Annotated in this window: 27 protein-coding genes and 1 pseudogene; 11 read left to right on the top strand and 17 right to left on the bottom strand. The window is 73.2% G+C overall.

The genetic code is table 11. The features are described from left to right. From VGP36_21825 to VGP36_21840, 4 genes are all read right to left on the bottom strand, one after another. Nucleotides 1–740, bottom strand: a 740-nt coding sequence (locus tag VGP36_21825) for an aminotransferase class III-fold pyridoxal phosphate-dependent enzyme (GenBank protein HEV7657347.1), incomplete at its 3' end; no start/stop codon positions are given. A gap of 93 nt (nt 741–833) precedes the next feature. Next, nucleotides 834–1,154: a hypothetical protein gene (locus tag VGP36_21830; protein HEV7657348.1), complete on the bottom strand. Its 321-nt coding sequence runs from the start codon at nt 1,152–1,154 to the stop codon at nt 834–836. Next, complete coding sequence (locus VGP36_21835; GenBank protein ID HEV7657349.1) at nt 1,155–2,540, bottom strand: DUF4331 domain-containing protein; 1,386 nt, start codon at nt 2,538–2,540, stop codon at nt 1,155–1,157. Next, nucleotides 2,540–2,821: a hypothetical protein gene (locus VGP36_21840; protein ID HEV7657350.1), complete on the bottom strand. Its 282-nt coding sequence runs from the start codon at nt 2,819–2,821 to the stop codon at nt 2,540–2,542. The genes VGP36_21835 and VGP36_21840 overlap by 1 nt, the downstream gene beginning before the upstream one ends. A 186-nt stretch (nt 2,822–3,007) precedes the next feature. Here VGP36_21840 and VGP36_21845 point away from each other — a divergent pair, with 186 nt between their 5' ends. The 5 genes from VGP36_21845 (at nt 3,008) to VGP36_21865 (ending at nt 7,762) form a co-directional block, all read left to right on the top strand. Next, nucleotides 3,008–4,750 (top strand): metallophosphoesterase family protein, encoded by a 1,743-nt coding sequence (locus VGP36_21845; protein ID HEV7657351.1) that lies wholly within the window; start codon nt 3,008–3,010, stop codon nt 4,748–4,750. Nucleotides 4,751–4,829: 79 nt separating this feature from the next. Further along, nucleotides 4,830–5,471, top strand: a complete 642-nt coding sequence (locus VGP36_21850) for a DUF998 domain-containing protein (protein ID HEV7657352.1) — start codon at nt 4,830–4,832, stop codon at nt 5,469–5,471. 14 nt (nt 5,472–5,485) lie between these two features. Further along, a complete protein-coding gene (locus tag VGP36_21855; GenBank protein ID HEV7657353.1) occupies nt 5,486–5,887 on the top strand; it encodes a YciI family protein in 402 nt (133 codons plus the stop codon). Between the two features lie 97 nt (nt 5,888–5,984). After that, nucleotides 5,985–7,241, top strand: a complete 1,257-nt coding sequence (locus tag VGP36_21860; protein ID HEV7657354.1) for an RNA polymerase sigma factor — start codon at nt 5,985–5,987, stop codon at nt 7,239–7,241. Nucleotides 7,242–7,264: 23 nt separating this feature from the next. After that, nucleotides 7,265–7,762, top strand: a complete 498-nt coding sequence (locus tag VGP36_21865) for an LURP-one-related family protein (GenBank protein ID HEV7657355.1) — start codon at nt 7,265–7,267, stop codon at nt 7,760–7,762. 3 nt (nt 7,763–7,765) lie between these two features. Here the strand turns inward: VGP36_21865 and VGP36_21870 are convergent, their stop codons facing one another. Genes VGP36_21870 through VGP36_21890 form a run of 5 tightly spaced genes read right to left on the bottom strand, consistent with a single transcriptional unit; the run spans nt 7,766 to nt 13,426 of the window. Further along, the gene (locus VGP36_21870; protein ID HEV7657356.1) at nt 7,766–8,548 is read right to left on the bottom strand and encodes an ABC transporter permease; all 783 of its coding nucleotides are present in this window, start codon (nt 8,546–8,548) and stop codon (nt 7,766–7,768) included. Nucleotides 8,549–8,597: 49 nt separating this feature from the next. Then, entirely contained in the window at nt 8,598–9,521 is a 924-nt protein-coding gene (locus tag VGP36_21875) for an ABC transporter permease (GenBank protein ID HEV7657357.1), read from the bottom strand. Next, a complete protein-coding gene (locus VGP36_21880) occupies nt 9,518–10,720 on the bottom strand; it encodes an ABC transporter ATP-binding protein (GenBank protein HEV7657358.1) in 1,203 nt (400 codons plus the stop codon). The genes VGP36_21875 and VGP36_21880 overlap by 4 nt, the downstream gene beginning before the upstream one ends. Then, entirely contained in the window at nt 10,720–11,949 is a 1,230-nt protein-coding gene (locus VGP36_21885; protein ID HEV7657359.1) for a spermidine/putrescine ABC transporter substrate-binding protein, read from the bottom strand. Before VGP36_21885 ends, VGP36_21880 begins: the two co-directional genes overlap by 1 nt. A gap of 37 nt (nt 11,950–11,986) precedes the next feature. Then, nucleotides 11,987–13,426, bottom strand: a complete 1,440-nt coding sequence (locus VGP36_21890) for a gamma-aminobutyraldehyde dehydrogenase (GenBank protein ID HEV7657360.1) — start codon at nt 13,424–13,426, stop codon at nt 11,987–11,989. A 137-nt stretch (nt 13,427–13,563) separates the two neighbouring features. Here VGP36_21890 and VGP36_21895 point away from each other — a divergent pair, with 137 nt between their 5' ends. The 3 genes from VGP36_21895 (at nt 13,564) to rlmN (ending at nt 16,672) form a co-directional block, all read left to right on the top strand. Continuing rightward, nucleotides 13,564–14,037 (top strand): Lrp/AsnC family transcriptional regulator, encoded by a 474-nt coding sequence (locus tag VGP36_21895; protein ID HEV7657361.1) that lies wholly within the window; start codon nt 13,564–13,566, stop codon nt 14,035–14,037. Beyond that, the gene (locus tag VGP36_21900) at nt 14,034–15,428 is read left to right on the top strand and encodes an aspartate aminotransferase family protein (GenBank protein ID HEV7657362.1); all 1,395 of its coding nucleotides are present in this window, start codon (nt 14,034–14,036) and stop codon (nt 15,426–15,428) included. Before VGP36_21895 ends, VGP36_21900 begins: the two co-directional genes overlap by 4 nt. Nucleotides 15,429–15,574: 146 nt before the next feature. Then, nucleotides 15,575–16,672, top strand: a complete 1,098-nt coding sequence (rlmN, locus tag VGP36_21905) for a 23S rRNA (adenine(2503)-C(2))-methyltransferase RlmN (GenBank protein ID HEV7657363.1) — start codon at nt 15,575–15,577, stop codon at nt 16,670–16,672. 51 nt (nt 16,673–16,723) lie between these two features. Here rlmN and VGP36_21910 read toward each other — a convergent pair whose 3' ends face one another. Then, entirely contained in the window at nt 16,724–16,981 is a 258-nt protein-coding gene (locus VGP36_21910; protein HEV7657364.1) for a DUF2631 domain-containing protein, read from the bottom strand. Nucleotides 16,982–16,986: 5 nt separating this feature from the next. After that, nucleotides 16,987–17,646 carry a hypothetical protein gene (locus VGP36_21915; GenBank protein HEV7657365.1) on the bottom strand — a complete coding sequence of 220 codons (660 nt, stop codon included), beginning with the start codon at nt 17,644–17,646 and terminating at the stop codon, nt 16,987–16,989. A gap of 121 nt (nt 17,647–17,767) precedes the next feature. On the opposite strand from VGP36_21915, the gene VGP36_21920 reads away from it, so the two are divergent. Then, nucleotides 17,768–19,795, top strand: a complete 2,028-nt coding sequence (locus tag VGP36_21920; GenBank protein HEV7657366.1) for a prolyl oligopeptidase family serine peptidase — start codon at nt 17,768–17,770, stop codon at nt 19,793–19,795. Here the strand turns inward: VGP36_21920 and VGP36_21925 are convergent. The 5 genes from VGP36_21925 to rpsB all read right to left on the bottom strand — a co-directional run bounded on the left by VGP36_21925 (nt 19,772) and on the right by rpsB (nt 23,950). Next, nucleotides 19,772–20,617: a phosphatidate cytidylyltransferase gene (locus tag VGP36_21925; GenBank protein HEV7657367.1), complete on the bottom strand. Its 846-nt coding sequence runs from the start codon at nt 20,615–20,617 to the stop codon at nt 19,772–19,774. The genes VGP36_21920 and VGP36_21925 overlap by 24 nt on opposite strands. Before the next feature lie 20 nt (nt 20,618–20,637). Further along, entirely contained in the window at nt 20,638–21,195 is a 558-nt protein-coding gene (frr, locus tag VGP36_21930; protein HEV7657368.1) for a ribosome recycling factor, read from the bottom strand. 27 nt (nt 21,196–21,222) lie between these two features. Continuing rightward, a complete protein-coding gene (gene pyrH, locus VGP36_21935; protein HEV7657369.1) occupies nt 21,223–21,975 on the bottom strand; it encodes a UMP kinase in 753 nt (250 codons plus the stop codon). Between the two features lie 174 nt (nt 21,976–22,149). Further along, the gene (tsf, locus tag VGP36_21940; GenBank protein HEV7657370.1) at nt 22,150–22,965 is read right to left on the bottom strand and encodes a translation elongation factor Ts; all 816 of its coding nucleotides are present in this window, start codon (nt 22,963–22,965) and stop codon (nt 22,150–22,152) included. An 82-nt stretch (nt 22,966–23,047) separates the two neighbouring features. Beyond that, entirely contained in the window at nt 23,048–23,950 is a 903-nt protein-coding gene (rpsB, locus tag VGP36_21945; protein ID HEV7657371.1) for a 30S ribosomal protein S2, read from the bottom strand. A gap of 684 nt (nt 23,951–24,634) precedes the next feature. Here rpsB and VGP36_21950 point away from each other — a divergent pair. Further along, nucleotides 24,635–25,054: pseudogene (locus VGP36_21950) on the top strand (M23 family metallopeptidase). 9 nt (nt 25,055–25,063) lie between these two features. Here VGP36_21950 and VGP36_21955 read toward each other — a convergent pair. Then, the gene (locus VGP36_21955; GenBank protein HEV7657372.1) at nt 25,064–25,963 is read right to left on the bottom strand and encodes a tyrosine recombinase XerC; all 900 of its coding nucleotides are present in this window, start codon (nt 25,961–25,963) and stop codon (nt 25,064–25,066) included. A 216-nt stretch (nt 25,964–26,179) separates the two neighbouring features. Here VGP36_21955 and VGP36_21960 point away from each other — a divergent pair, with 216 nt between their 5' ends. After that, the gene (locus VGP36_21960; GenBank protein HEV7657373.1) at nt 26,180–26,575 is read left to right on the top strand and encodes a GNAT family N-acetyltransferase; all 396 of its coding nucleotides are present in this window, start codon (nt 26,180–26,182) and stop codon (nt 26,573–26,575) included. Nucleotides 26,576–26,934 lie beyond the last annotated feature (359 nt).

Raw genomic sequence — 26,934 nt, forward strand, 5'->3', positions numbered from 1 at the left:
GTCTGGACCTCGTCGGAGATCAGCAGGATCCCGTACTCGTCGAGGATCGGCTTCATCGCGCCGAGCATCCCGTCCGGCGGCACCACGAACCCGCCGACGCCCTGCACCGGCTCGGCGATCATGCAGGCCACGTCCCCGGACGTGGTCGACTCGATGACGTCGCGCAGGTCGGCCGCGCAGGCCGCGATGTACTCGGCGTCGGGCAGGTCGCGGAACGGGGAGCGGTAGCGGTAGCCGCCCTGCACGTAGGAGACCTGGACCGGGGACAGCGAGGAGGCCGACCAGCCCCGGATGCCGGTGATGCCCATCGCCGCGAACGAGCGGCCGTGGTAGCTGTTGCGCAGCGCCAGCACCTGGGCCGAGCGGCGGGCCTGGGTGGCCAGCAGCAGCGCCATCTCGTTGGCCTCGGTGCCCGAGGAGCAGAAGAACACCTTGGCGTTCTCGATGCCGGACAGCGTCGCGATCCGCTCGGCCAGCTCGACCTGGTCCCGGATCAGGTAGAGCGTCGAGGTGTGCACGACGCCCCGGTCGAGCACGGCGTCGACCGCGGCCCGGACCTCGGGCACGTCGTAGCCGAGCATGTTGGTCAGGATCCCGGCGAAGAAGTCGAGGTACTCCTTGCCGTCGCCGCCGCGCAGACGCCGGCCGGACCCGCCGACGATCTCCAGCGGCTGCTCGTAGTAGAGCGTCATCCAGTTCGGGAGCACGGCCCGGTGCCGGGCCAGCAGGTCGTCGGTCATGCCCGCCAGCATGCCCCGCCGGTCCCCCGGCGGGGTAGTGCGGGGCAGTACGGGCGGCCGGCTCCGGGGTCACGGGGCCGGCCGCCCGTACGGTCATCCGGGCCAGACCGCCTCGGTCACTTCCCCTCCCGTGACCGAGAGCCGGAGCCGGACCGGACCTTCGGGCCGCTCGTAGAGCTCGTACGAGCCCGCGGGCAGCTCGGCGAACACGGCGGAGTGCACGACCGACCCGTCCGGGGCCGGCCGCGGCACCACGCCGACGTGCGGCAGGTGGTGCGGGAGCTCGGTGCCGAGCGGGCGGGCCTCGATCTCCCGGCCGGCCAGCGCGGCCGGCAGCACCACGACCGCGGCGCCGATGTCCCCGCCGATGTCGAGCAGCACCGAGCCGGTGCCGGCGTGCGCGTTGTCCTCCACCTAGGCCACCGCGGTCCCGGGCTTGCTCTGGTACCCACCGGCCGGCGCCCCGACGTACGGGAAGTGGTCGGTGAAGCCCGCGTTCGTGTTCGTCGTCCCGTCGGTGACGGCCGCGGCCGCGTCGTCCGGGGTGAAGGACGGGTCGACCAGCGGGATCGTGAGTCCGGCGATCGCCCGGATCTCGATGGTGACGACGTCGTCGACGAGCCGGCGCCCGTTCGGGAAGCCGGCGGGGTCGCCGCCGACGAGGCCGAGGACCTTGGGCGCCGCGGTCGGCGGCACCGCCAGGTTGAGCCGGATCAGGTCGGCCTGGGTGGTGCCGGTGAAGTTCTGGAAGCCGGGCACGACGCCGGACGGGATCCCGGTGAGCAGGATAGCGAGCAGGTCCGCGCGCGGCTTGGCGTACGCGGCCAGCTCGGGGAAGACGCCCGGGTAGAGCACCGGCAGCAGGCCGGCCAGCTCGGGCTTGGAGACGTACTGGGCGAACTCGCGGTCGCCGGCCGGCGGCTGCGCGTTCCACCGGTCCTTGGCCGCCATCGGCACCACGACCTCGTTGAACAGCGGGTTCGCCAGCCGGGACACCTGCACGAACGGGCCGGCGCCGGAGGTGGTCCCGCTGGCCTGGTCGAAGACCCGGGACTTCTGCCGGCTGGCCGAGGCGTAGACGCCGATGACCGAGGCCGGGTCCATGACGTTGACCGGCTTCCTGCCGCCCTTGGTCAGGTCGGTCTTGGGCACCTGGATGGCGATCGTGTGCACGTTCAGGCCCTGGGTGCCGTTGACGCCGACCGCGGCCGCGGACGGGATCAGGTGCGCGGCCTGGAACGGCCGGAGCGCGCCGAGGTCGAAGATGCTGCCCAGGTCGACGTGGAAGCTCTCCGCGCGCTGGCCCGCGAAGACCTTCCGGCCGCCGGCGATCGTGTGCACGGCCGCGCCGGTGAAGGTCGCGTCGTAGTCCGGGGTGCTGCGGACGCCGACGTTCACCGGCGGCACGGTCAGGCCGTGGGCCAGCTGGACCGACCTGCCGGTCCGGTTCTCGACCCGGGTCACGGTGTAGAACTGCGGCCGGTTCCAGTTCTTGCTGCTGATCGCGTCGATCGGGCCGGTGTTGTAGAGGAACGTGGTCTTGCGGCGGATCTGGGTGGTGAACCGGAACTGGTAGGTCACGTCCGGCTTGCCGTCGCCGGAGTTGCAGACGTGGATCTCGTAGAGCACGTCGGCACCGAACTCGAAGAAGTTCGGCCCGCCGTACGGGAGCTGCAGCGGGATGAAGTTCGCGATCAGGGTGACCGTGTCGGGCTTGTCCGGGCTGACGAACGCGTACACGTCGGTGTTGTCGGCGACCGGGTCCTTCGAGATCTCCGGTGCTTCGCGGTGCGAGGACATCAGGCCTTCGCCCCCGAGACGTGGGCGGAGAGGCGGGCGACGAGGTCGGGGTCGGAGACCACGACCTCCTTCTCGCCGACCATGATCGACACCCGGCCGGTGCGGACGTCGGAGACGTACGCGACCACCGGGCCCGCGGAGTTCTGCGGCAGGGCCGCCGGGGCGGGGGCGTCGGGCGTCGACGCCCCGGCCGCGCCGGCCGCGACGACGGCGATGCCGGCGGTCGCGACGGCGCCTGCGCCGGCCATGATCAGGAACCCTCGTCGGGTCTGCTCGTCCATGAGCGTGCTCCCTCTGGTCGCGCGGGGGCGACCGCTGGCTGCGGGGTTCCGTCCGGGAGGGGACGGGTGGGATCGCCGCCAGTCGGCACCGATCCCGCGGCCCGTCTTCGGCACACCGGGGCGAACGGTTCCCTCCCGGCCGGATCGGCTGCCTCTGGGGTGGGATCGACGGGGATGATGGGCGCCGTGGGGACTCCGCCGACCGTGGGCGAGTACGCGGAGTGGAACCTCGCCGCGCTGTCCCGGGTCCGGATCAGCCGCCGCACGCTCGTCGTCGGGGCCGGCGCCGCCGCGGCCGCCGCCGCCTTCCCGCTGGCCCGGCACGCGTTCACCGCGGGCGGCGGCGTACCCGGGCCGACCCGGACCGCGATCACCGGGCGGCACCTGGCCTGGGTCGCCGACGGCGGCGGCGACCCCGGCACCGCGCTGCGGGTGACCGCCCAGCTGCTCCCGCCCGGCGGCACGCTCCCGGCCGGCCTGCGCGCGGTGGTCGACCTCGGCGCCGCCGCCGGCTCGTACGGGACCTCGGTGCCGGCCGAGATCGTGCACCTCACCGGCCTGTACGCGATCCCCGGCGGCCCGGCCGGCAGCCAGTTCTACCTCAAGGCCGAGCTCACCGGCCTGCGCCCGGGCACCACCCACCACTACCGGTTCCGGCTCTCGGACGGGACCACGACCGGCGACGCCTCGTTCGTGACCGCGCCCGCCCGGGGCACCCCCGCGGCGCCGTTCACGTTCACCGCGTTCGCCGACGTCGGGACCAGCACGCCCCCGACCGACCCCCGCTACGCCTGGGCCGGGGACCCGTCGTCGGTGCGGAAGAACGGCGGCACCTGGCCCGCGGGCCGCTTCGACAACGGCTACGCGAGCGACGACCCGATCGCCGGCGCGCACGGGCGCGACCCCCGTCCGGCCGCGACCCAGATCGCGCTGATGGCGACCCAGCGGCCCCGGTTCACGCTGCTGGCCGGCGACATCTGCTACGCCGACCCGTCCGGCACCGGGCTGCCGGCCGACGACCGCACCCCGCCGGCGGCCGGCACCAACGCCTACGACCCGTACGTCTGGGACGTGTTCCTGACCCGGATCGACCGGCAGGCCGCGTACACGCCCTGGATGTTCACCACCGGCAACCACGACATGGAGGCGCTCTACGGCGGGCACGGGTACGCCGGCCACGCCGCCCGGCTCGACCTGCCCCGCAACGGCCCGGCCGGCTGCCCGTCGGTCTACTCGTTCCGCTACGCCAACGTCGGCGTGGTCTCACTGGACGCGAACGAGCTCTCGGCCGAGATCCGGGCCAACCGCGGCTACTCCGGCGGCGCCCAGCAGCGCTGGCTGGAGCAGACGCTGCGGGCGCTGCGCGGCGATCCGGCGATCGACTTCGTGGTCGCGTTCTTCCACCACTGCGCGTACTCGACGACCCGCGAGCACGCCTCCGACGGCGGGGTCCGCGACGCCGTGGACGCGCTGTTCAGCCGCTACCAGGTCGACCTCGCGATCCAGGGCCACAACCACGTCATGGAGCGCACCGACCCGATCCGGGACGGCCGCCCGACCCGGTCCGCGCCGGACGGGGCGACCGTGGACCCGGTCCGCGACGGCGTCACCTACCTCTGCATCGGCTCCGGCGGGCGGGCCCGCTACTCGTTCCCGCCCGGCGCCGGGCAGCGCTACCGCGGCGCCGGGGGCGCGGCCGACCCGGTCGAGTCCTACGTCTGGGCCCCGGACGGCAGCAAGCAGCCGGAACGGGTCGGCTGGTCCCGGGTCCGCTACGACGGGTACGCCTTCCTCGCCGTCGACGTGGTCCCGGCCCGGGCCGGGCTGCCCACCACGATGACGCTGCGGACGCTGGCCGACGCGCTGCCGGGGCAGTCCGGGCCGTACACCGAGATCGACCGGGTCACGCTGCGCCGGATCGCCGGCTAGAAATCTCTCCCGCGGCTGTCGAAGTCGGCCGCGGTCGTTCGAAGCACGGGTCAGAGACCGATCCGACCGAGGAGCTTCGATGACCGCAGTCGCCGCCACCACGACCTGTGACCCCGCCGTCGCCACCACCCGCTCGCTGCTGGGCTGGGGCGCCGTGGCCGGCCCGTTCTACGTCGTCGTCTCGCTGGCGCAGGCGCTGACCCGGGACGGGTTCGACCTGGCCCGGCACCCCTGGAGCGTGCTGGAGAACGGCCCGCTCGGCTGGATCCAGAGCGCGAACCTCGTGCTCACCGGCGCGCTGGTGGTCGCCTTCGCGCTCGGCCTGCGGCGGGCGATCGGCGCGGGCTGGGCGCCCCGGCTGCTGGCCGCCTACGGGGTCACGCTGGCCGGGGCCGGGATCTTCACCGCCGACCCGGTGGCCGGTTTCCCGGCCGGATCGCCGGGCGGGGTGCTGAGCTGGCACGGCACCCTGCACTTCCTGGTCGGCGGGATCGGCTTCGCCTGCATGATCGCCGCCTGCCTGGTGCTCGGGCGCCGGTTCGCCCGGGCCGGAGAGCGCCGCTGGGCGCGGGCGTCCCGGGTCACCGGGATCGCGTTCCTGGCCGCGTTCGCCGGGATCACCACCGGCTCACCCGCGGCGACGCTGCCGTTCGTGGCCGGGGTCGTGCTGTCCTTCGGCTGGCTCGCCGGGCTGGCCGTCCACCTCTACAAGACCGTCTGAGAGAGGATCCTGCGATGTCGCGCTACCTGATGCTGCTGAACGCCGACCAGCCGCCGACGCCGCCCCCGCCGGGGCTGATGGAGGCGATCATGACGCTCGGCGAGGAGGCGACCCGGGCCGGTGTCCTGCTCGACACCCAGGGGTTGGCGCCGAGCGCCGCCGGGTCGAGGGTGACCCTGTCGGGAGGCCGGCTCTCGGTCACGGACGGGCCCTTCGCCGAGACCAAGGAGATCATCAGCTACGCCGTCTACGAGCTGCGCAGCAAGGAAGAGGCGGTCGAGTGGGCGTCCCGCTTCCTCACCCTGCACCGCGACCTCTGGCCCGGATGGACCGGCGACGCCGAGATCAGAAGGGTCTTCGGTCCGGAGGACTTCGCCGGTCCGGGGGCGGCCCCCGGACCCCCGGTCGACCGGTGACGCGGTCGGGCCCGATGGTCGGCGGGCTCCTCCAGGACTCCGCCGGGTGCGCGGGCGCGAGCGCCCGCGTGCCCGGCGCGGCCGGGCAGATCCCGCGGTGACGCCGCGGGCGAGGGCTGCCGTCGAGGCGGTGTGGCGGATCGAGTCGGCCCGGCTGGTCGCCGGGCTGGCTCGGCTCGTCGGCGACGTGGGCCAGGCCGAGGAGCTGGCCCAGGACGCGCTCGTCGCGGCCCTGGAGCAGTGGCCGGCCGAGGGCGTGCCGGCCAACCCGGGCGGCTGGCTGATGTCCACCGCGAAGCACCGCGCGGTCGACCAGCTCCGCCGCCGTCAGAACTACCAGCGCAAGCTCGCCGAGGTGGGCCGGGCCATGGAGTCTCAACCTGAAGTCGATATCGACGAGCAGCTCGACGATCACATCGGCGACGACCTGCTCCGGCTGGTGTTCATCGCCTGCCACCCCGTGCTGCGGACCGAGGGCCGGGTCGCGCTCACGCTGCGGCTGCTCGGCGGCCTGTCGACCGCCGAGATCGCCCGGGCCTTCCTGGTCCCGGAGCCGACCGTCGGCCAGCGCATCTCCCGGGCCAAGCGGACGCTCGCCGACCGGGGCGTCCCGTACGAGCTGCCCCCGCCGGCCGAGCTGCCGGCCCGGCTGGCCTCGGTCCTCGAGGTCGTCTACCTGACCTTCAACGAGGGGTACTCCGCCAGCGCCGGCGCCGACTGGACCCGCCCCGAGCTCTGCGCCGACGCGCTGCGGCTGGCCCGGCTGCTGCAGGCCCTGCTGCCGGACCAGCCCGAGGTGCACGGCCTGGCCGCGCTGCTGGAGCTGCAGGCCTCCCGGCTGCCGGCCCGGACCGGTCCGGACGGGGCGCCGGTGCTGCTGCCGGACCAGGACCGGCGGCGCTGGGACAAGCTGCTGATCCGGCGCGGCCTGGCCGCGCTGGAACGGGCCCAGGCCCTCGGCGGCGACTTCGGCCCGTACGCGCTGCAGGCGGCGATCGCGGCCGGCCACGCCCGCGCGGTCACCGCGGCCGAGACCGACTGGGCCCGGATCGCCGCGCTCTACCGGGTGCTGGTCGAGGTGTCGCCGTCCCCGGTGGTCGAGCTGAACCGGGCGGTCGCGGTGGGCATGGCCGCCGGGCCGGCCGCCGGCCTGGCCATCGCCGACGCGCTCACCGGCGAGAAGGCGCTGGCCCGCTACCCGCACCTGCCCGCGGTCCGTGGCGACCTGCTGGCCCGGCTCGGCCGGGACGACGAGGCCCGGGCCGAGTTCGCCCGGGCCGCGGAGCTGACCGGCAACGACCGGGAGCGGGCACTGTTCCGGGCCCGGGCCGCTGAGCCGCGCCGGACGGGGTAGTAGCTCGGGCGGAGGTGGGGCACGTGTACCTGATCCGGGAGCGGTTCTTCGGCCTCGGCCAGGACTGGGACATCACCGACGAGCACGGGCGTCCGGTGTTGCGGGTGGACGGCAAGGCGATCAGCCTGCGGGACCGGCTGGTGCTGCGCGATCCCGGCGGCCGCGAGGTCGCCGAGGTCCGCCGGAAGCTGGTTGCGACCCGGCCGACGTACGAGGTGGAGGTCGGCGGCGAGCAGGCCGCCCGGATCCGCAAGAAGCTGTTCACCCCGTTCGTCGACCGCTACTCCGTGGACATCCCCGGTCCGGACGACCTGGAGCTGGTCGGGGACCTGTTCGAGCACGAGTACACGGTCCGCCGGGGCGGAACGGTGGTCGCGACGGTGTCGAAGGCCTACTTCACCATGCGGGACTCGTACGCGGTGGACATCGCCGAGGGCCAGGACGACGTGCTGATCCTGGCCTCCGTGCTCGCCCTGGACCTGGCTCAGGACCGCGAGCACGAGCAGGACCGCAAGGAGTGAGAGTCAGCCCGCCCGACGGCGGGCTCCGAGGGCCTGGCCGGCCAGCACCACCAGCAGCGCGGCCACGAACATCGCGGTGCCGATGACGTTCGCCTGCGGCGGGATGCCGCGAGCGGCCGAGACGTACACGAACTTGGGGAACGTGGTCACGTTGCCGGAGTTGAAGTTCGTGATGATGAAGTCGTCGAACGACAGCGCGAAGGCCAGCAGCGCGGCGGCCAGGATGCCCGGCGCGGCCAGCGGGAGCGTGACCCGGCGGAAGGTCTGCCACTCGTCCGCGTAGAGGTCCATCGCGGCCTGCTCCAGCCGCGGGTCCAGGCTCGCCAGCCGGGCCTTCACGGTGACGACCACGAACGAGACGCAGAACATCACGTGCGCGATGACGATCGTCCAGAAGCCCGGGTTGAGCCGCAGGTTGAGGAACAGCGCCAGCAGTGCGGCCCCGAGCACCACCTCCGGCGTGGCCATCGGCAGGAACACCAGCAGGTTGGTGGCGGCCCGGCCCCGGAACCGGTGCCGGGCCAGCGCGAACGCGACCATGGTGCCGAGCAGGGTCGCGCCCACGGTGGCGAGCAGGCCGATCTTGAGGCTGTTCTCCAGTGCGTTGCACACCTCCGGGGCGCCGCACGGGTTGGTCCAGTTGCCGGTGGTGAAGCCCTGCCAGGTGAGGTTGGACCGGCCGGAGTCGTTGAACGAGAACGCGATCGTGTAGCCGATCGGCACGAAGAGGTAGGCCAGCACGATCAGCGCCACGATCATCACCAGGTGCCGCCGAGCCCACCTCACAGCTCCCAACCCCGGGGGGCACTCGGGGGGCGAAGCCCTTTGAGGATCCTCATACCAGCTCCTCCGTGCCGGCCCGGCGGATGTAGACGCTGACCAGCAGCAGGATCGCCGCCATCAGCACGAAGGACAGCGCCGCCGCGGTCGGGTAGTCGACGATGCGGAAGAACCGGCTGTCGACCACGTTGCCGATCATCGCCGTCGACGGATTGCCGAGCAGCGCCGCGTTGACGTAGTCGCCCGCGGCCGGGATGAAGGTCAGCAGCGTGCCGGCGACCACCCCGGGCATCGACAGCGGCAGCGTCACCCGGCGGAACGCCACCGGGGCGCTGGCGTAGAGGTCGCCGGCCGCCTCCACCAGCCGTGGGTCGAGCCGTTCCAGCGAGGCGTAGAGCGGCAGCACCATGAACGGCAGGAAGTTGTACGTCAGGCCGGCCACCACCGCGGTCGCGGACGCGGTCAGCGACTGGTTCGCCGGCAGCAGGTGCAGCCCGTGCAGGGTGCCGGTCACCGGCCCGGAGTCGGCCAGCACCTGTCGCCAGGCGATCGTGCGCAGGATGAAGGAGGTGAAGAACGGCGCGACCACCGCGACCAGCATGAGGTTGCGCCACCGGCCGGCCCGCAGCGCGATCGCGTACGCCAGCGGGTAGCCGATGACCAGGCACAGCACCGTGGCGATCCCCGCGTAGAGGAACGACCGGCCGAACTGCGGTGCGTACTCGCGCAGCGCGTCGGAGTAATTGGCCCAGCGGAAGGTCTGCGTGTAGACGCCGACCTCGGCGCCCGGCACCCGCGTCTGCAGCGACGTCGAGCCGAGCGCGAGCACCGGCACCGCGAAGAACAGCACCAGCCAGGCGATGCCGGGCAACAGCAGCAGGTAGGGCGTGGACCGCCGGCCCCGCCGGACCGTCTCCTCCGGCGCTCCCTCCGGCGGCCCCGCGGCCCGGGTGCCGGCCGCGACCGCGGTGAGGCTCATCCGGACCGCCCGTTGGTCGCGGCGGCCGCCGCGCGCCGGCCGGTGGGCCCGGGCGGGTCGGGCGGGGTGCGCGGCGCCGGCACGCCGTCCGGCGTCTCGATCCCGGCCGCCGCGTTCTCGGCGCCGTCCAGACCGAAGGTGTGCGCCGGCTCCCAGCAGACCGTGACGCTGCTGCCGACCGGGACGACCGCGGCCCGGCCGGTGTTCTGGGCGAAGGCCGTCAGTTGCTGTCCGGAGGGCAACCGCACCAGGTACTGGGTGCTGGTGCCGGTGAAGCTGGCGTCGGTGACGACTCCGTAGGGCAGGTGGTTGGTCTCGGCCGGGGCGGCGTCGGCCAGCTCCAGGTGGACCTTCTCCGGGCGGACGCCGAGCAGGACGTCGCGACCGGTGGTGCGGCAGCGGTCGGCCGGCACCGCGAGCCGGGCCCCGTCGACCTCGACCACGACGGTGTCGGCGCCGCGGTCGACCACCACCGCGCGCAGCAGGTTGGACTGGCCGAGGAAGTTGGCCACGTACGCGGTCGCCGGCGACTCGTACAGGTCCATCGGCGAGCCCAGCTGCTCGACCCGCCCCGCGTTCATCACCGCGATGGTGTCGGCCATCGTCATGGCCTCCTCCTGGTCGTGGGTGACGTGCACGAAGGTGATGCCGACCTCGGTCTGGATCCGCTTGAGCTCCAGCTGCATCTGCCGCCGCAGCTTCAGGTCCAGGGCCCCGAGCGGCTCGTCCAGCAGCAGCACGTCGGGCCGGTTGACCACGGCCCGGGCCAGCGCGACCCGCTGCTGCTGGCCGCCGGAGAGCTGGGCCGGCCGGCGCCGGGCCAGCTGCGACAGCTCCACCAGTTCCAGCGCCTCGCCGACCCTGGCCTTCACCTCGGCCGCTCGGCGGCGGCGCAGGCCGAACGCGACGTTCTCGAAGACGTCGAGGTGCGGGAACAGCGCGTAGCTCTGGAAGACGGTGTTGACCGGCCGCCGGTACGGCCGGGCGTCGGTCACGTCCTCGTCGCCGAGCAGGATCCGGCCGCCGGTCGGCCGCTCCAGCCCGGCCACCATCCGCAGCGTCGTCGTCTTGCCGCAGCCCGAGGGCCCGAGCAGGGCGAAGAAGGAGCCGCTGGGCACATCCAGGCTCACGCCGTCGACGGCCGTGAACGATCCGAAGGCCTTGGTGACCTCGTCCAGCCGGAGATCGCGCCCGGCCATCAGTTGCCGATCACCTTCTGGAAGGCCTCGGAGAACGAGGTGTCCTCGTCCGGCGTGAGGGTCCGGAACGTCTTCGCCTTGGCCTGGTCGGCCGCCGTCGGGAAGATCCACGGGCTGGCCGCCAGCTCCGGGTCGATCTTCTCCATCTCCTGCTGCGCGCCCTCGACCGGGCAGATGTAGTTCACGTACGCCGCGACCGTGGCCGCGACCTGCGGGTCGTAGTAGTAGTCGATCAGCTTCTCCGCGTTGGCCAGGTGCGGGGAGCCGACCGGCACCATCAGGTTGTCGAAGGCGACCGTCCCGCCGGCCTCGGGCAGGGCGAAGCCCCACTTGTCACCGTTCTCGGCGTTGAGCTGGAAGATGTCGCCGGACCAGCCGATCACCGCGAGCGCGTCCCCGCTGATCAGGTCCTCCTTGTAGGAGTTGCCCTTGACCTGGCGGATCTGCCCGTCCTTGATGTGCTTCTCCAGCTCGCCGACGGCCGTGTTGAACTGGTCGGCGGTGAAGGTCGAGGTGATGTCGACGCCCTGCTCGAGCATGATCAGCCCGACCGTGTCGCGCATCTCCGACAGGACCTCGACCCGGCCCTTGAGCTCGGGCTTCCACAGGTCACCGACGCTCTTCAGCCCGCCCGGGACCTTCGCCTTGTTCCAGGCCAGCACGCCGTACACGCCCTGCCAGGGCAGGCTGTACTTGCGGCCCGGGTCGTAGTCGACGTCCTTCTGCGTGGTCAGCAGGTTCTTGGCATTCGGGATCGCGGCGGGGTCCAGCGCCTGCGCGTAGCCGGCCCGGATGCACCGGGCGGCCATCCAGTCGGTGAAGACGATGACGTCCTTGCCGATGTCCTTGCCGGTGCGCAGCTGGCTCTGGATCTTGCCGTAGTAGGTGTCGTTGTCGTCGATGTCCTCGGCGTACGTCGCCTTGATCCCCGACTTCTTCTGGAACGCCTCCAGCGTCGGGTACTTCTTGGTGTCCTCGTCGTAGTCGAGGTAGAGCGTCCAGTTGGCCCAGTTGACGACCTTGTCGGTGGCCGAGCGGTCCGTGGCCGGGCTGGGCTTGGCGGCACCGGTGCCGCCCGCGCCGCCGCCGGCGGGGGTTGTGGAGGAGCCGGTGCCGCAGGCGGCGAGCCCGGCCAGGCCGGCGGCGCCGAGGAGCACCGAGCGGCGGGACAGCGTGGCCCGCACCAGGGCGCGCGCACGGGGGTCGGTCGGTCGTGGTGCGGGGGTCACCAGAGCCTCCTGCGGGATGGAGGGAGGGGGTCGGACGTCAGCGGCCGATGTAGCTCATCACATGCTTGACGCGGGTGTAGTCCTCCAGGCCGTACACCGAGAGGTCCTTGCCGTGCCCGGAGTTCTTGAACCCGCCGTGTGGCATCTCCGCCACCAGCGGGATGTGAGTGTTGATCCAGACGCAGCCGAAGTCCAGCCTCTTCGCCATCCGCATCGCGCGGCCGTGGTCGCGGGTCCAGACGCTGGAGGCCAGCCCGTACTCGACGGAGTTGGCCCAGCGGACCGCCTCGTCCTCGTCGTCGAAGCGCTGTACCGAGATCACCGGGCCGAACACCTCGGTCCGGCTCATCTCGTCGTCCGGCTCCAGCCCGGCGACCACGGTCGGCTCGTAGAAGTACCCCCGGTTGCCGACCCGGGAGCCGCCGGCGACCACGCGGGCGTGGTCGGGCAGCCGGTCGAGGAATCCCCCGACCCGTTCCAGCTGCGCGGCGTTGTTCAGCGGCCCGTACGCCGCGGTGTCGTCCGACGGCGGCCCCGTCGTCGTCCCGTGGGCCTGCTCGGCCAGCGCGTCGACGAGGTCGTCGTGGATCCGCGGCGAGGCCAGCACCCGGGTCGCGGCCGTGCAGTCCTGGCCGGCGTTGAAGTAGCCGGCGCCGGCGATGCCCTCCGCCGCCAGCTCCAGGTCGGCGTCGTCGAAGACGACCACGGGCGCCTTGCCGCCGAGCTCCAGGTGGGTGCGCTTGAGGTGCTCCCCCGCGGCGACCGCGACCTCCCGGCCGGCCCGGACCGAGCCGGTGATCGACACCATCGCCGGGGTCGGGTGCGCGACCAGCGCCCGGCCGGTGTCCCGGTCGCCGGTGACCACGTTGAATACGCCCGGCGGCAGGAAGTCCCGCATGATCCGGGCCATCAGCACGGTGCTCACCGGGGTCGTGTCCGACGGCTTGAGCACCACCGTGTTGCCCGCGGCCAGGGCCGGCGCGAACTTCCAGATCGCCATCATCAGCGGGTAGTTCCACGGCGTCACCTGGGCGCAGACGCCGACCGGCTCCCGCCGGACGAACGAGGTGTGGTCGGCCAGATACTCACCGGCCGAGCGGCCCTCCAGCAGCCGCGCGGCGCCGGCGAAGAACCGGATCTGGTCCACCGCCGGCGGGATCTCCTCGTCCAGCGTCAGCTGCACGGGCTTGCCGGTGTTGCGGGACTCGGCCGCCACCAGCTCCTCGGCCCGCTCCTCGAACGCGTCGGCGATCCGCAGCAGCGCCCGCTGCCGCTCGCTCGGCGTGGTGTCCCGCCAGGACTCGAACGCCTCGGCCGCGGCCGCCATCGCCCGGTCCACGTCCTGCGGCCCGGACAGCGGCGCGGTCCCGAACACCTCGCCGGTGGACGGGTCGAGCAGGTCCATCGACCGGCCGTCCGCGGCGGCCGACTCCTCGCCACCGACGACGTTGCGGATCTCGACCTTCGGTTCACTCATGGACGGATCCTCTCCCACGGGGCAAGACTCCTGCCGTCGTCGGCCGTGACGCGAGCTTACGCATGGATCCGTTGTACCGGACCCATCGCGGGACGGAAACACTTGCGCACAGCCGGTCGAACTGCGATAACCGTGACGTGCGCGGACAACCGACCCTGACCGGTGGCACCGTCGACGACGTCGGCAAGCGGCTCATCGAAGAGCTGCAGCAGGACGGCCGCCGGTCGTACGCGGCGCTGGCCAAGATCGTGGGCCTGTCCGAGGCCGCGGTCCGGCAGCGGATCCAGCGGATGGTGGACAGCGGCCTCATGCAGGTCGTCGCCGTCACCGATCCGCTGCGGGTCGGCTTCCACCGGCAGGCGATGATCGGCCTGCGGGTCGAGGGCGACCTCGTCCGGGTGGCCGACGAGCTCGCCAAGATCGACGAGGTCGACTACGTCGTCATCACCGCCGGCTCTTTCGACATCCTGCTGGAGCTGGTGTGCGAGGACGACGAGCACCTGCTGCGGGTGCTCTCCGAGCGCATCCGGCAGCTGCCCGGCGTCCGTGACACCGAGACCTTCGTCTACCTGAAGCTGGCCAAGCAGACCTACGCCTGGGGAACCCGATGACCACGTCGCCCGAGAACTCCGTCGGCGCCGAGGCGGATGCGCTGTCCGCCTCCGCCCGCGACCACCTCTGGATGCACTTCACCCGGCTCTCGGCGTACGACAAGGCGCCGGTGCCGGTCATCGTGCGCGGCTCCGGGCCGTACGTGTGGGACTCGACCGGGCGGCGGTACCTGGACGGGCTGTCCGGGCTGTTCACCGTTCAGGTCGGGCACGGGCGGACCGAGCTGGCCGAGGCGGCGGCGAAGCAGGCGGCCGAGCTGGCCTACTTCCCGCTCTGGTCGTACGCGCACCCCAAGGCGGTGGAGCTGGCCGAGCGGCTGGCCGCGCTCGCTCCCGGCGACCTCAACCGGGTCTTCTTCACCACCACCGGGGGCGAGGCGGTGGAGAGCGCCTGGAAGCTGGCCCGGCAGTACTTCAAGCTCGTCGGGGAGCCGATGCGGCACAAGGTCATCAGCCGGGCGGTGTCGTACCACGGCACCACGATGGGGGCGCTGTCGATCACCGGCATCCCGGAGGTGCGGGCCCCGTTCGAGCCGCTGGTACCGGGCGCGATCAAGGTCGCGAACACGAACTTCTACCGGGCGCCGGAGCACGGCGACGACCGGGAGGCGTTCGGCCGGTGGGCCGCGGACGAGATCGAGCGGGCCATCGAGTACGAGGGGGCGGACACCGTCGCCGCGGTGTTCCTGGAGCCCGTGCAGAACGCCGGCGGCTGCTTCCCGCCGCCGCCCGGCTACTTCCAGCGGGTCCGGGAGATCTGCGACCGGCACGGCGTGCTGCTCGTCTCCGACGAGGTGATCTGCGCGTTCGGCCGGCTCGGCCACCTCTTCGCCGCCGACCGGTACGGCTACCAGCCCGACATCATCACCTGCGCCAAGGGCATGACCTCGGGCTACTCGCCGATCGGCGCGATGCTGGTGTCGGACCGGATCTCGGCCCCGTTCCTGACCGGCACCACGTCGTTCCCGCACGGGTTCACGTTCGCCGGACACCCGGTGTCCTCGGCGGTGGCGCTGGCCAACCTCGACATCCTTGAGCGCGAGGACCTGCCCGGGCACGTGCTGCGGTCCGAGGGCGCGTTCCGGTCGACCCTGGAGAAGCTGCTGGACCTGCCGATCGTCGGCGAGGTCCGCGGCGACGGGTTCTTCTACGGGATCGAGCTGGTCAAGGACAAGGAGACCAAGGAGACCTTCGACGACGAGGAGTCGGAGCGGCTGCTGCGGGGGTTCCTGTCCCGGGCGCTGTTCGAGGCCGGGCTCTACTGCCGGGCCGACGACCGGGGCGACCCGGTGGTGCAGCTGGCGCCGCCGCTGGTCTGCGACCAGTCGCACTTCGACGAGATCGAGCAGATCCTGCGCTCCGTCCTGACGGAGGCGTGGGCGCGGCTCTGAACTCACGGGCGTCCATCGCTTCCGGGCCGGCACGGGGCGGCCCGGAAGTCGTGGACCCTCCGGACATCCCGGCGATCGTGCGGCCGGATCGCTACGACGGACCGCATGGCCCAGACATGCGTTGCGGCGGGCACAATGGGAGGGCCATGACTTCCCTCCCGCTCGTCTTCGACGCGCCCGCGCGCTCCCGCAAGCCCCCTCGGCACCTGGCCGACCTGGCCCCGGCGGAGCGCCGCACGGTCGTGTCCGAGCTCGGGCTGCCGGCGTACCGGGCCGGGCAGCTGTCCCAGCACTACTTCGCCCGGCTGACCGACGACCCGGCGTCGATGACCGACCTGCCGACCGCCGCGCGGGACCCACTCGTGTCCGCGCTGCTGCCGACGCTCTGGACGCCGGTCCGGGAGGCGACCGCGGATGACGGGGCGACCCGCAAGACGCTCTGGCGGGCGTTCGACGGGGCGCTGGTGGAGACCGTGCTCATGCGCTACCCGGACCGGGTCACGATGTGCGTGTCGTCGCAGGCCGGCTGCGGGATGGCCTGCCCGTTCTGCGCCACCGGGCAGGGCGGGCTGACCCGCAACCTGTCCACGGCCGAGATCGTCGAGCAGGTCGTGGCCGGGGCGCGGTATCTCCGGCCCAGTGGCGAGCGGGTCTCCAACGTCGTGTTCATGGGCATGGGTGAGCCGCTGGCCAACTACAACCGGGTGCTCGGCGCGGTCCGCCGGCTGACCGACCCGGCCCCGGACGGGCTGGGCCTGTCCCAGCGCTCGGTGGTGGTCTCCACGGTGGGGCTGGTGCCCGCGATCCACCGGCTGGCCGCCGAGGGCCTGCAGGTCACGCTGGCCGTCAGCCTGCACGCGCCGGACGACGAGCTGCGCAACACGCTGGTCCCGGTGAACACCCGCTGGCCGGTGGGCGAGGTGCTCGACGCGGCCCGGGCCTACGCGTCGGCGACCGGGCGCCGGGTCTCGATCGAGTACGCGTTGATCCGGGACGTCAACGACCAGCCCTTCCGGGCCCGGCTGCTCGGCGAGCTGCTGCGCACCCGGCTCGGCCGGCACATGGCGCACGTCAACCTGATCCCGCTCAACCCGACGCCGGGCAGCGAGTGGGACGCGTCGCCGCGGCCGGCCCAGGACGAGTTCGTCCGGCTGCTGCGCGAGGCCGGGATCTCGACGACCGTGCGGGACACCCGGGGCCGGGAGATCGCCGGGGCCTGCGGCCAGCTGGCCGCGCGCGAATAGCTGTCTTCGCGCTGCTTACTCGCGCTGCTTGCTGCTTACTCGTCTTGCTGCTTACTCGTCGCGCCAGGCGTTCTTGCGGCGGTAGCGGTCGCGGATGAGCAGCAGCACCAGGATCGCGGCGATGCCGTAGAGCCAGGGCGCCTGCGCGGTGTTGTAGTACGTCGTCACGTTGATCAGGCAGAGGATGATCACCGAGACGATGGCCCCGACCCGGGCGGACTTGCCCCAGGACCCGTGCCAGCCCCAGTCCTCCGGCCGCTCGTGCCGGCGCGGCTGATCGGACGTCGTGTCGCCGGCTCGCTCCACCATGGGCGTCATCCTGCCAGACCCCTCACCGGCGCTGCATCGAGGAGTACAGCGCCTTCGCGGTGCCGCCGAGGTAGGGCGCCCAGACCACGCCGGGCCTGCCGCGGTAGGTGGAGCTGGTCACCGCGTACACGGCCGCGGGCCGGCCGTCGGGTCCCGGGGTGACCCAGGGGCCGCCGCCTCGCGCCCCGGGTCATCGAGCAGGCCAGCCCCTGCGACCCGCTCCGGTACGGGTCGGGCCGCACCGTGCCGCGGCAGTAGAGCGCCCGGCGGTCGCCGCCGGGCGCGGCGGCCGGGTAGCCGAAGGCCCAGACGTACGCCCCGCGCGGGGCGTCGAAGGCGACCGGCATGCTGCCGACCACGTCGGTCAGCCGCTTCCCGGCCCGCGGGGCGACCACCGCGTAGCCGACGTCGTCCCGGGTCCGGCCGCTGCCGACCCAGTCCCGCGGCGCCACCAGCGCGCGGGCGCTCCAGGTCCCGTACGGGCGGCGGCCGTCGTAGCCGGGCACGAAGACCCAGCCCTGCGGGGCGGCGTCCTGGTCGATCGCGGCCCGCAGGCGGGTGTCGCTCCCGCCGCCGTCGGCGCCGGTGCCGGTGGCCGACCGGGCGCCGCTGAGCCCGCCGGCGAGGCAGGCCAGGACGGCCGCCCGTGCGAGCGCACGCCTCATCGCGTCCCCGCCCCCCGAGCCGATGACGTGATGTCACTGATTGACTCCGAAAAGTAGTCATCGTGATCGCGGGGAGCAACCTCCGAGCAAGCGCGTCGGACCCGTACGCCACTATGAATCCATGGATTCCGCTCCTTCCGGCACCGGTGCCCGGGTGCCCGCGTCGTACGGCGCCTGGCCGTCCCCCATCGGCGCCGCCGAGGTGGCCGCGGGCGGGGTACGGCTGTCCTCGCCGCTGCCCGCCGGTGACCCCGTGGGCAGCGAGGTCTGGTGGACCGAAACGCGGCCCGCGGACGCCGGGCGCGTCGTCGTGGTCCGCCGGGATGCGGCGGGCACCGTCTCCGACGTGCTGCCCGCGGGCTGGAGTGCCCGCACCCGCGTGCACGAGTACGGCGGGCAGGCCTGGCTGCCGCTGCCGGACGGCGCGCTGGTGTTCGCGAACTGGACCGACCAGCGGGTCTACCGGCTGGACGCGGGCGCGACCGAGCCGGTCCCGCTGACCCCGGAGCCGGCCGAGCCCGCAGCCCTGCGGTATGCGGACCCGGTGCGCGCGCCCGGCGGCGCCGAGCTCTGGTGGATCCGCGAGGTCCACACCGAGGACGGCGTCACCCGGCACGTGGTCGCCGTGCCGCTGTCCGGCGCGGGCGGCACCGACCCGGCCGCGATCCGCGAGATCACCGGCGGCAGCGACTTCCTGGCCTTCCCGCGCCCGGCCCCGGACGGCCGCCGGATCGCCTGGATCGCCTGGGACCACCCGCGGATGCCCTGGGACGGTACGGAGCTGCGGGTCGGCGAGCTCGGCGAGGACGGCACCGTCACCAAGACGGACACGATCCTCGGCGGCGAGTCCGAGTCGGTGCTGCAGCCGGAATGGGCCGACGCCGAGACGCTCACGGTGGTCAGCGACCGCTCCGGCTGGTGGAACCTCTACCGGGTGCCCGCCGCGGGCGGCGAGCCGGCGCCGTTGTGCCCGCGGGCGGAGGAGTTCGGCCAGCCGCTGTGGACGCTGGGGCAGAATACGTACCAGCCCCTGCCGGACGGGCGGCTGGTCGTCGCCCACGGCACCGACACGATCGCGCTGGGCCTGCTCGACCCGGCCACCGGCGCGCTGACCGACCTGGACCTGCCGTACACGGCCTTCGGGGTGTCCCTGTCCGTCGCGGGCGGGACGGTGTTCACGATCGGGGCCAGCCCGGTCGAGCCGGCCGGTCTGCTGGCGATCGACCTGGGCGCCGGGACCGCGACCGTGCTGCGGACCTCGCTGGCGTCCCGGCCGGACCCGGCGTACCTGCCGACGCCGCGCTCGATCACCGTGCCCGGGCCGGGCGAGCGGGACGTGCACGCGCACGTCTACCCGCCCACGTCGCCGGGCGCGACGGCGCCGGCCGGGGAGCTCCCGCCGTACGTGGTGTTCGTGCACGGTGGGCCGACGGCGCACTCGTCCGCGACCCTGGACATCGAGAAGGCGTACTTCACCAGCCGCGGGATCGGCGTGGTGGACGTGAACTACGGCGGCTCGACCGGTTACGGCCGGGCCTACCGGGAACGGCTGCGCCGGCAGTGGGGCATCGTCGACGTCGAGGACTGCGTGGCCGTCGTGCAGGCGCTGGTCCGCGACGGGCTGGCCGACGGCGCGCGGCTGGCGATCCGGGGCGGCTCGGCCGGCGGCTGGACCACGCTGGCCGCGCTGACCACCACCGACACGTTCACCGCGGGCGCGTCGTACTACGGGGTTGCCGAGCTGATCGCCTTCGCCGCGGACACCCACGACTTCGAGTCCCGCTACATCGACGGCCTCGTCGGCACCCTGCCGGAGGACCGCGACGTGTACGTCGAGCGTGCCCCGCTCTCGCACGTGGACCAGCTGTCCTGCCCGGTGCTGCTGCTGCAGGGCCTGGAGGACAAGGTCGTGCCGCCGTCGCAGGCGGAGCTGTTCGTGGCGGCGCTGGAGAAGAAGGGCATCCCGCACGCGTACCTGGCCTTCGAGGGCGAGCAGCACGGTTTCCGCAAGCAGGAGACCGTGATCGCCGCGCTGGAGGCCGAGCTGTCCTTCTACGGGCAGGTCTTCGGCTTCGACCCGCCGGGCGTGCCCCGACTGGCGCTGTCCGAGGGCACCCCGCCGTCCCTATCCCAGGGGGACGAAGGCTGACAGCAGCACCCAGGACACGGCGGCGGCCGGCAGGAGCGAGTCCAGCCGGTCCATGAGGCCGCCGTGCCCGGGCAGCAGCGAGCCCATGTCCTTGATCCCGAGGTCGCGCTTGATCATGGACTCGCCGAGGTCGCCGAGGGTCGCGGTGACCACGATGGCCAGCCCGAACAGCGCGCCCTGCCACCAGTGGGCGCCGAAGAACTGGGTGAGGAACACGATCCCGCCGGCCACGCAGGCGGTCGTGGAACCGGCGAAGCCCTCCCAGCTCTTGGCCGGGCTGACCGTGGGGGCCATCGGGTGCCGGCCGAACACGACGCCGGCCGCGTACCCGCCGACGTCGCTGCAGACGACCGTCGCGATGAACGTGACGACCCGGCGGGCGCCGTCGTCGGGCACCGCGAGCAGCACCGCGAACCCGGCCAGGAACGGCACGTAGAGCGCCACGAACACGGCGGTGGAGATGTCGCGCAGGTAGCCGACCGGGCCGTCGGCCAGCCGCCAGACGAAGCAGGCCAGCGCGGTCAGCAGGAACGCGACCGCGAGCGCGCCGTCGCCGCGGAACCAGGCCAGCAGGTCCATCGCCAGCGCGCCCGCCAGCAGCGGCAGCAGGGGCGGGTGCGCCTCGGCCTTGCCGACCGCGCGCACCAGTTCCCAGACCGCGCCGCAGACCACGACCAGCAGCAGGACGACGAAGCCGAACCGGAACGTGAACAGCGTCCCGATCACGAGCCCGCCGAGGGCCAGCCCGACCCCGATCGCCGCCGGCAGGTTCCGGCCGGGACCGCGCCGCCGGCGCTGCGACTCCACCGACTCCGTCGCCACCCCGGCCTCCGCCTCTCGGATCAGACTTCCAGTAGCTCGGCTTCCTTGTGCTTGACCGCGTCGTCGACCGTCGCGACGTACTTCGCGGTGGTCTCGTCCAGCTCCTTCTCGGCCCGCCGGACGTCGTCCTCGCCGGCCTCGCCGTCCTTCGCGATCTTGTCGAGCGCGTCCTTGGCGTGCCGCCGGATGTTGCGGATCGAGACCCTGGCGTCCTCGCCCTTGCTCCGGGCGACCTTGCCGAGCTCGCGCCGCCGCTCCTCGGTCAGCTGCGGGAACACCACCCGGATGATCATGCCGTCGTTGGTGGGGTTCACGCCCAGGTCGCTGTCCCGGATCGCCTTCTCGATCGCGCCCAACTGGCTCGGATCGTACGGCTTGATGACGGCCATCCGCGCCTCGGACACCGTGATCGTCGCCATCTGCGGCACCGGCGTGGGCGTGCCGTAGTAGTCGACGGTCAACCGGGCGAACATGGTCGGGCTGGCCCGGCCCGTACGCAGCGTGCCGAGGTCGTCGCGCGCCACCGCCACGGCCTTGTCCATCTTCTCTTCGGCTTCGAAGAGCGTCTCGTCGATCACTGGAACCTCCTGCTCGGCCGCCGCCGGTCAGCTCGCCGAGCTGACCAGCGTGCCGATCCTCTCACCGGAGACGGCTCGGGTGATGTTGCCCTCGGTGAGAACGTCGAAGACGACGATCGGCAGGTTGTTGTCCATGCAGAGGCTGACAGCGGTGGCGTCGGCCACCTTGAGGCCCCGCTTCAGCACCTCGTCGTACTGGACCGTCTCGAAGAAGGACGCATCGGGCACCAGCTTGGGGTCCGCGTCGTAGACGCCGCGGACGCCGTTCTTGCCCATCAGCATGACCTGGCAGCCGATCTCCAGCGCGCGCTGGGCGGCGCAGGTGTCGGTGGAGAAGAACGGCACCCCGAGGCCGCCGCCGAAGATCACGACGCGGCCCTTCTGCAGGTGCCGGATCGCCCGCCGCGGAATGTACGGCTCGGCGACCTGGCCCATCGTGATGGCCGTCTGCACCCGCGTCTCGACGCCCTGCTTCTCCAGGAAGTCCTGCAGGGCGAGGCAGTTCATCACCGTGCCGAGGATGCCCATGTAGTCGGCGCGGGCCCGCTCCATGCCGCGCTCGGACAGTTCCTTGCCCCGGAAGTAGTTGCCGCCACCGACCACGACCGCGACCTGCACGCCGGCCCGGACAGCGGCCGCGATCTCGGCGGCGATGCGGGCGACCACGTCGGGGTCGACGCCGAGCCCGCCGTCGCCGGCCATGGCCTCGCCGGAGAGCTTCACCAGCACCCGGTGCCAGCCGTGCCCGTCGGCGGCCCGGGGTACGGCCCGGGCCTGCACCCGGCCGTCCGCGTACCGCGCGGTGCCGCCGGGGTCGAACGCAAGCTCGCCGCCGTCGTACGCGGCCTCGATGCGCGGGTCGGCGAGCCCGTCACCCGGCGGGGGGAAGGAACTGTCGTCGTCGTCAGTCACAGGGCCTCCCCCACGCCGGGATCTCGGTGGTCCGTGCTCGCCTCAGGCGCCGACCTCGAACCGGGCGAACCGGGTCACCGTAACGCCCGCCCTCTCCAGGAGTTGACGCACGGTCTTCTTGCTGTCCTGCACCGAGGACTGTTCGATGAGCACGTTGTCCTTGAAGAAGCCGTTGAGGCGGCCGTCGACGATGCGCGACAGCGCCTGCTCCGGCTTGCCCTCCTCGCGGGCGGTCGCCTCGGCGATGCGGCGCTCGCTCGCGACCACGTCGGCCGGGACCTCGTCGCGGGTGACGTAGACCGGGCGCATGGCCGCGATCTGCAGCGCGGCGTCGTGCGCGGCCGACTCCTGGTCTCCGCTGAACTCGACCAGCACGCCGACCTGCGGCGGGAGGTCGGCGTTGCGGCGATGCAGGTAGGTCTCGACGGTGCCGTCGAAGACGACGAGCTTGCTCAGCACGAGCTTCTCGCCGATCACGCTCGAGACGGACTCGATGTTCTCCCGGACGGTCTTGCCGTCGGCGAGCTTCTGCTCCAGCAGGGTCTCGACGTCGGCCGGCTTGGTCGCCGCGGCGTGCGCGACGATGTTGTTCGCCAGCATCTGGAAGTCCTCGTTCTTGGCCACGAAGTCCGTCTCGCAGGCGAGCTGGATCATCGCGCCCTCGGCCGCCGCCACGAGGCCGTTGGTGGCCTCGCGGGAACCGAGCTTGTTGAGCTTCGCGCCCGCCTTGATGCGCAGCGCCTCGACGGCCTTGTCGAAGTCACCCTCGGCCTCGGTCAGGGCGTTCTTGCTGTCCATCATGCCCGCGCCGGTGAGGTCGCGGAGCTTCTTCACGTCCGCTGCGCTGATGGTTGCCATTGCTCGCTTCCTGGTCGTCGTCTTCTGTGCTCATGCCGGTCCGCGGCGCCGGCCGTCGTGGCCGGCGTCGCGGACCCCTGGATCAGGAGGTGGTCGTCTCGGGGGTGGCCGCCACCGCGGTGCCGTTGGCGTTGGCGTTGGCGCCCACGCCCGCCTCGACCGGCGCGCCTGCCGACTGGCCGCCGTTGACGAGCAGGTTGCGCTCCCACTCCGGCAGCGGCTCGTCGGTGCCCAGCTGGCCGGTCGGCTCGGGCTTCTCGGCCTCGGCACCGTCGCGGCCGGCGTTCGCGTTGGCGCTCGCCCGGCTCATCAGACCCTCGGCGACCGCGTCGGCGACCACGCGGGTCAGCAGCGCGGCGCTGCGGATCGCGTCGTCGTTGCCCGGGATCTTGTAGTCGACCTCGTCCGGGTCGCAGTTGGTGTCCAGGATCGCCACCACCGGGATGCCCAGCTTGCGGGCCTCGCCGACCGCGATGTGCTCCTTCTTGGTGTCGATCACCCAGATGGCGCTCGGCACCCGGGCCATGTCCCGGATCCCGCCCAGGGTGCGCTCCAGCTTGATCCGCTCACGGGAGAGGATCAGCTGCTCCTTCTTGGTGAGCGCCGCGTGGCTGCCGGTCTGCTCCATGACCTCGAGCTCCTTGAGGCGCTGGAGCCGCTTGTAGACGGTCTGGAAGTTGGTGAGCATGCCGCCCAGCCAGCGCTGGTTGACGAACGGCATCCCGACCCGCTGCGCCTGCTCGGCGACGACCTCCTGGGCCTGCTTCTTCGTGCCCACGAAGAGGATCGTGCCGCCGTGCGCCACGGTCTCCTTGATGAACTCGTACGCCTTGTCGATGTACGTCAGCGTCTGCTGCAGGTCGATGATGTAGATACCGTTGCGCTCGCTGAAGATGAACCGCTTCATCTTCGGGTTCCACCGGCGGGTCTGGTGCCCGAAGTGGACGCCGCTGTCGAGCAGCTGCTTCATGGTGACGACGGCCATCCGTCGCGCCTCCTCTGCCAGGCTTCGGCAGCCCGGCCTTGCGGGCCCGCGGGCCCTCTCTCGGTTGTCGCGACGGCCGGGTGGCCGTCGCCCTGGTGCCCGGCGTCGCGGTCGTCCGTGCTCTCCGTCGCGGGAGAGACCGAGGGTGACCGCCACCTCCCACGCGGTGGGAGGAGGACACGCGAAGTCGACCCGCCGTAGCGAGCCGCACGACGAGTGTACGGCTCCGCCGGGGCCGCCTGCCAAATCGCCGTCCACAGGGGTCGCCGCCATCCACAGAACCGCATCTCGGGCTGCCGTCCCGGCGCGATCCCGACGAGCCTTCCGGCCATGCCTCTCCTCTCCCACCTGCGCCTTCGTTCCTTGTGCCCTCGGCTCCTCGGCCGGCTGCCGGGCCTCCTGGCCCGGCACCTCCCTGACGGCTGCCAGCGCCGCCGCGTGCTCCGGCCTCGTCGCCTGACTCCGCTCCTCGCCCTGGCCGCCGTGGTGGCCGCTCCGCCGGCGGCAGCGGCCGCTCCTCCCGCGCTCCTCGCACCGCCTGTTCTCCGCGCGGGCCCGGCCCCGGATCCGCCCCACCTGCCCGTCACCGGCGCGGGTCCGGCCGATCCGGGCGCCGGACTCGTGTCGTCCGACGGGCCCGGCCCGGCCGAGTGGCCGGGCGGTTCCGCGCCGACGGCCGGCCGAGTGGGGGCAGGGCGGTGGGGGTGGCCGTTGGCGGGGCGTCCGGCGGTGGTGCGCGCGTTCGATCCGCCGGCCACCCGGTACGGGGCCGGGCACCGCGGTGTGGACCTGGCCGGCGCCGCGGGCGACCCGGTGCTGGCCGCGGGCGCCGGGACCGTCCTCTTCGCCGGCGTGCTGGCCGGCCGCGGCGTCGTCTCGATCGACCACCCTGGCGGCCTGCGCACGACGTACGAGCCGCTGACCGTGACGGTGCAGGCCGGCGCCACGGTCGCCCGGGGAGCCGTCCTCGGTCGCCTGGAGCCCGGCCATCCCGGCTGCGCCGCGGCGGCCTGCCTGCACTGGGGCCTGCGCCGCGGGGACACCTACCTCGACCCGCTGTCCCTGCTCCGCCCGCGCACGGTCCGCCTGCTGCCGCTCACCGGCGAGCTGGGCTCACGCCCGGGGATGCGCCTGCCGGTAGGCGGCCCGCAGCCGTTCGACCGAGACGTGCGTGTAGATCTGCGTGGTCGACAGGCTGGCGTGGCCCAGGATCTCCTGCACCGCCCGCAGGTCGGCGCCGCCCTCGAGCAGGTGGGTGGCGGCGGAGTGGCGCAGCCCGTGCGGGCCGAGATCGGGCGCGTCCGGCAGCGCCGCCAGCCGCTCGTGCACCAGCCGCCGCACCGTGCGCGGATCGATCCGCCCGCCCTTCGCCCCGAGCACCAGCGCCGGCCCGCTGCCCGCGACGGCCAGCGCGGGCCGCCCCTCCCGCAGCCAGGTGTCCAGCGCCCGCTCCGCCGGCACCCCGAACGGCACCGACCGCTCCTTGTCGCCCTTGCCGACCACCCGGACCACCCGGCGGTGCCGGTCCACGTCGTCGACGTCGAGTCCGACCAGCTCGCCGACCCGGATACCGGTGGCGTAGAGCAGCTCGAGGACCAGCCGGTCCCGCAGCCCGAGCGGGCCGTCGTCCTCCGGCTGCTCGACCAGCGCGGTCGCCTGGTCCTGCCGCAGCACCGGCGGCAGCGTCCGGTGCGCTCGGGGGCTGGCCAGCTGGGCGCCGGGATCGGTGGCGAGCAGGCCGACGCGGTGGGCCCAGGCGGTGAAGGTGCGAGCGGCGGCCGCGCGGCGGGCCAGCGTGGTCCGGGCCGCCCCGGTGCTGCGCAACCGGGCCAGCCAGCTGCGGAGGACCGGGACGTCGAGCTCGCCGAGGTCGCGGCAGCCCATCCGGCCGGCGTGATCGAGCAGGCCCACGACATCGGTGAGATACGCGCGGACCGAGTGCGGCGAGAGGTTCCGCTCCAGTGCGAGGTGCCGCTCGAACCTGTCGACCGCCGCGCCGATCGACTCCGGCAGCGCCGCCCGTCGGCCGGCCGTGGACCCGCCTCTCGACGCGGCCTGGGCTTTCGCCCTCCCTACACCCCCATGCGCAGCAGGGTGTCCGACGGTGGCCGGCCGCTCGGTCGGTTCTCCATTGCGGCTCACCGGCCGACGGTCCCGCCCCTGCCGGGCCGAGTCAAGATCATCGGCGCTCGCCGGAACCGGCTTGAGCCCGGTGGCAGGGTCGGCGGGGTGGAGATCACCTACCGCACCAGCCAGCCGGTCGACGGCGTCGAGCTGAACGCGCTCATGGCGGACGCGTGGCCTGATCACGCACGGATGGACCCGGAGGTGCTGCGGCGGCACTCGGCCGGCTGGGTCTGCGCGTACGACGGGGACCGGCTGGTCGGTTTCGTCAACGTCGCCTGGGACGGCGCGACCCACTTCTTCCTGCTCGACACGACGGTCGCCCCGGCCTACCAACGCCACGGCATCGGCGCCGCCATGGTCGAGCACGCGGTCGCGCTGTCCCGGTCCCGCGGCGGCGAGTGGCTCCACGTCGACTACGAGGACGAACTCATCCCCTTCTACGAACGCTGCGGCTTCCACCCCACCCCCGCCGGCCTCATCCAGCTCTACACCGCCTGACCCGCCGCCCCGCGCCGCGGGACACAACGGGGCCGACCGACCTCCTCCGCCCTCCGGCCCGCCCAGCGCTTCGGCCGCTGACCGCCCACCCGGTCCGACCGACGTCCTCCGCCCTCCGGCCCGGCCCTACGGCCGCCCACCCGGCCGACCGACCTCCTCCGCCCTCCGGCCCGGCCCAGCGCTTCGGCCGCTGACCGCCCACCCGGCCCGACCGACGTGCTCCGGCCCGGTCCTACGGCCGCTGACCGCCCACCCGGCCCGACCGACGTCCTCCGCCCTCCGGCCCGGCCTACGGCCACTGACCGCCCACCCGGCCGACCGACGTCCTCCGCCCTCCGGCCCGGCCCAGCGATTCGGCC

Source organism: Mycobacteriales bacterium (genome assembly GCA_035995165.1).
Taxonomy (GTDB): domain Bacteria; phylum Actinomycetota; class Actinomycetes; order Mycobacteriales; family CADCTP01; genus CADCTP01.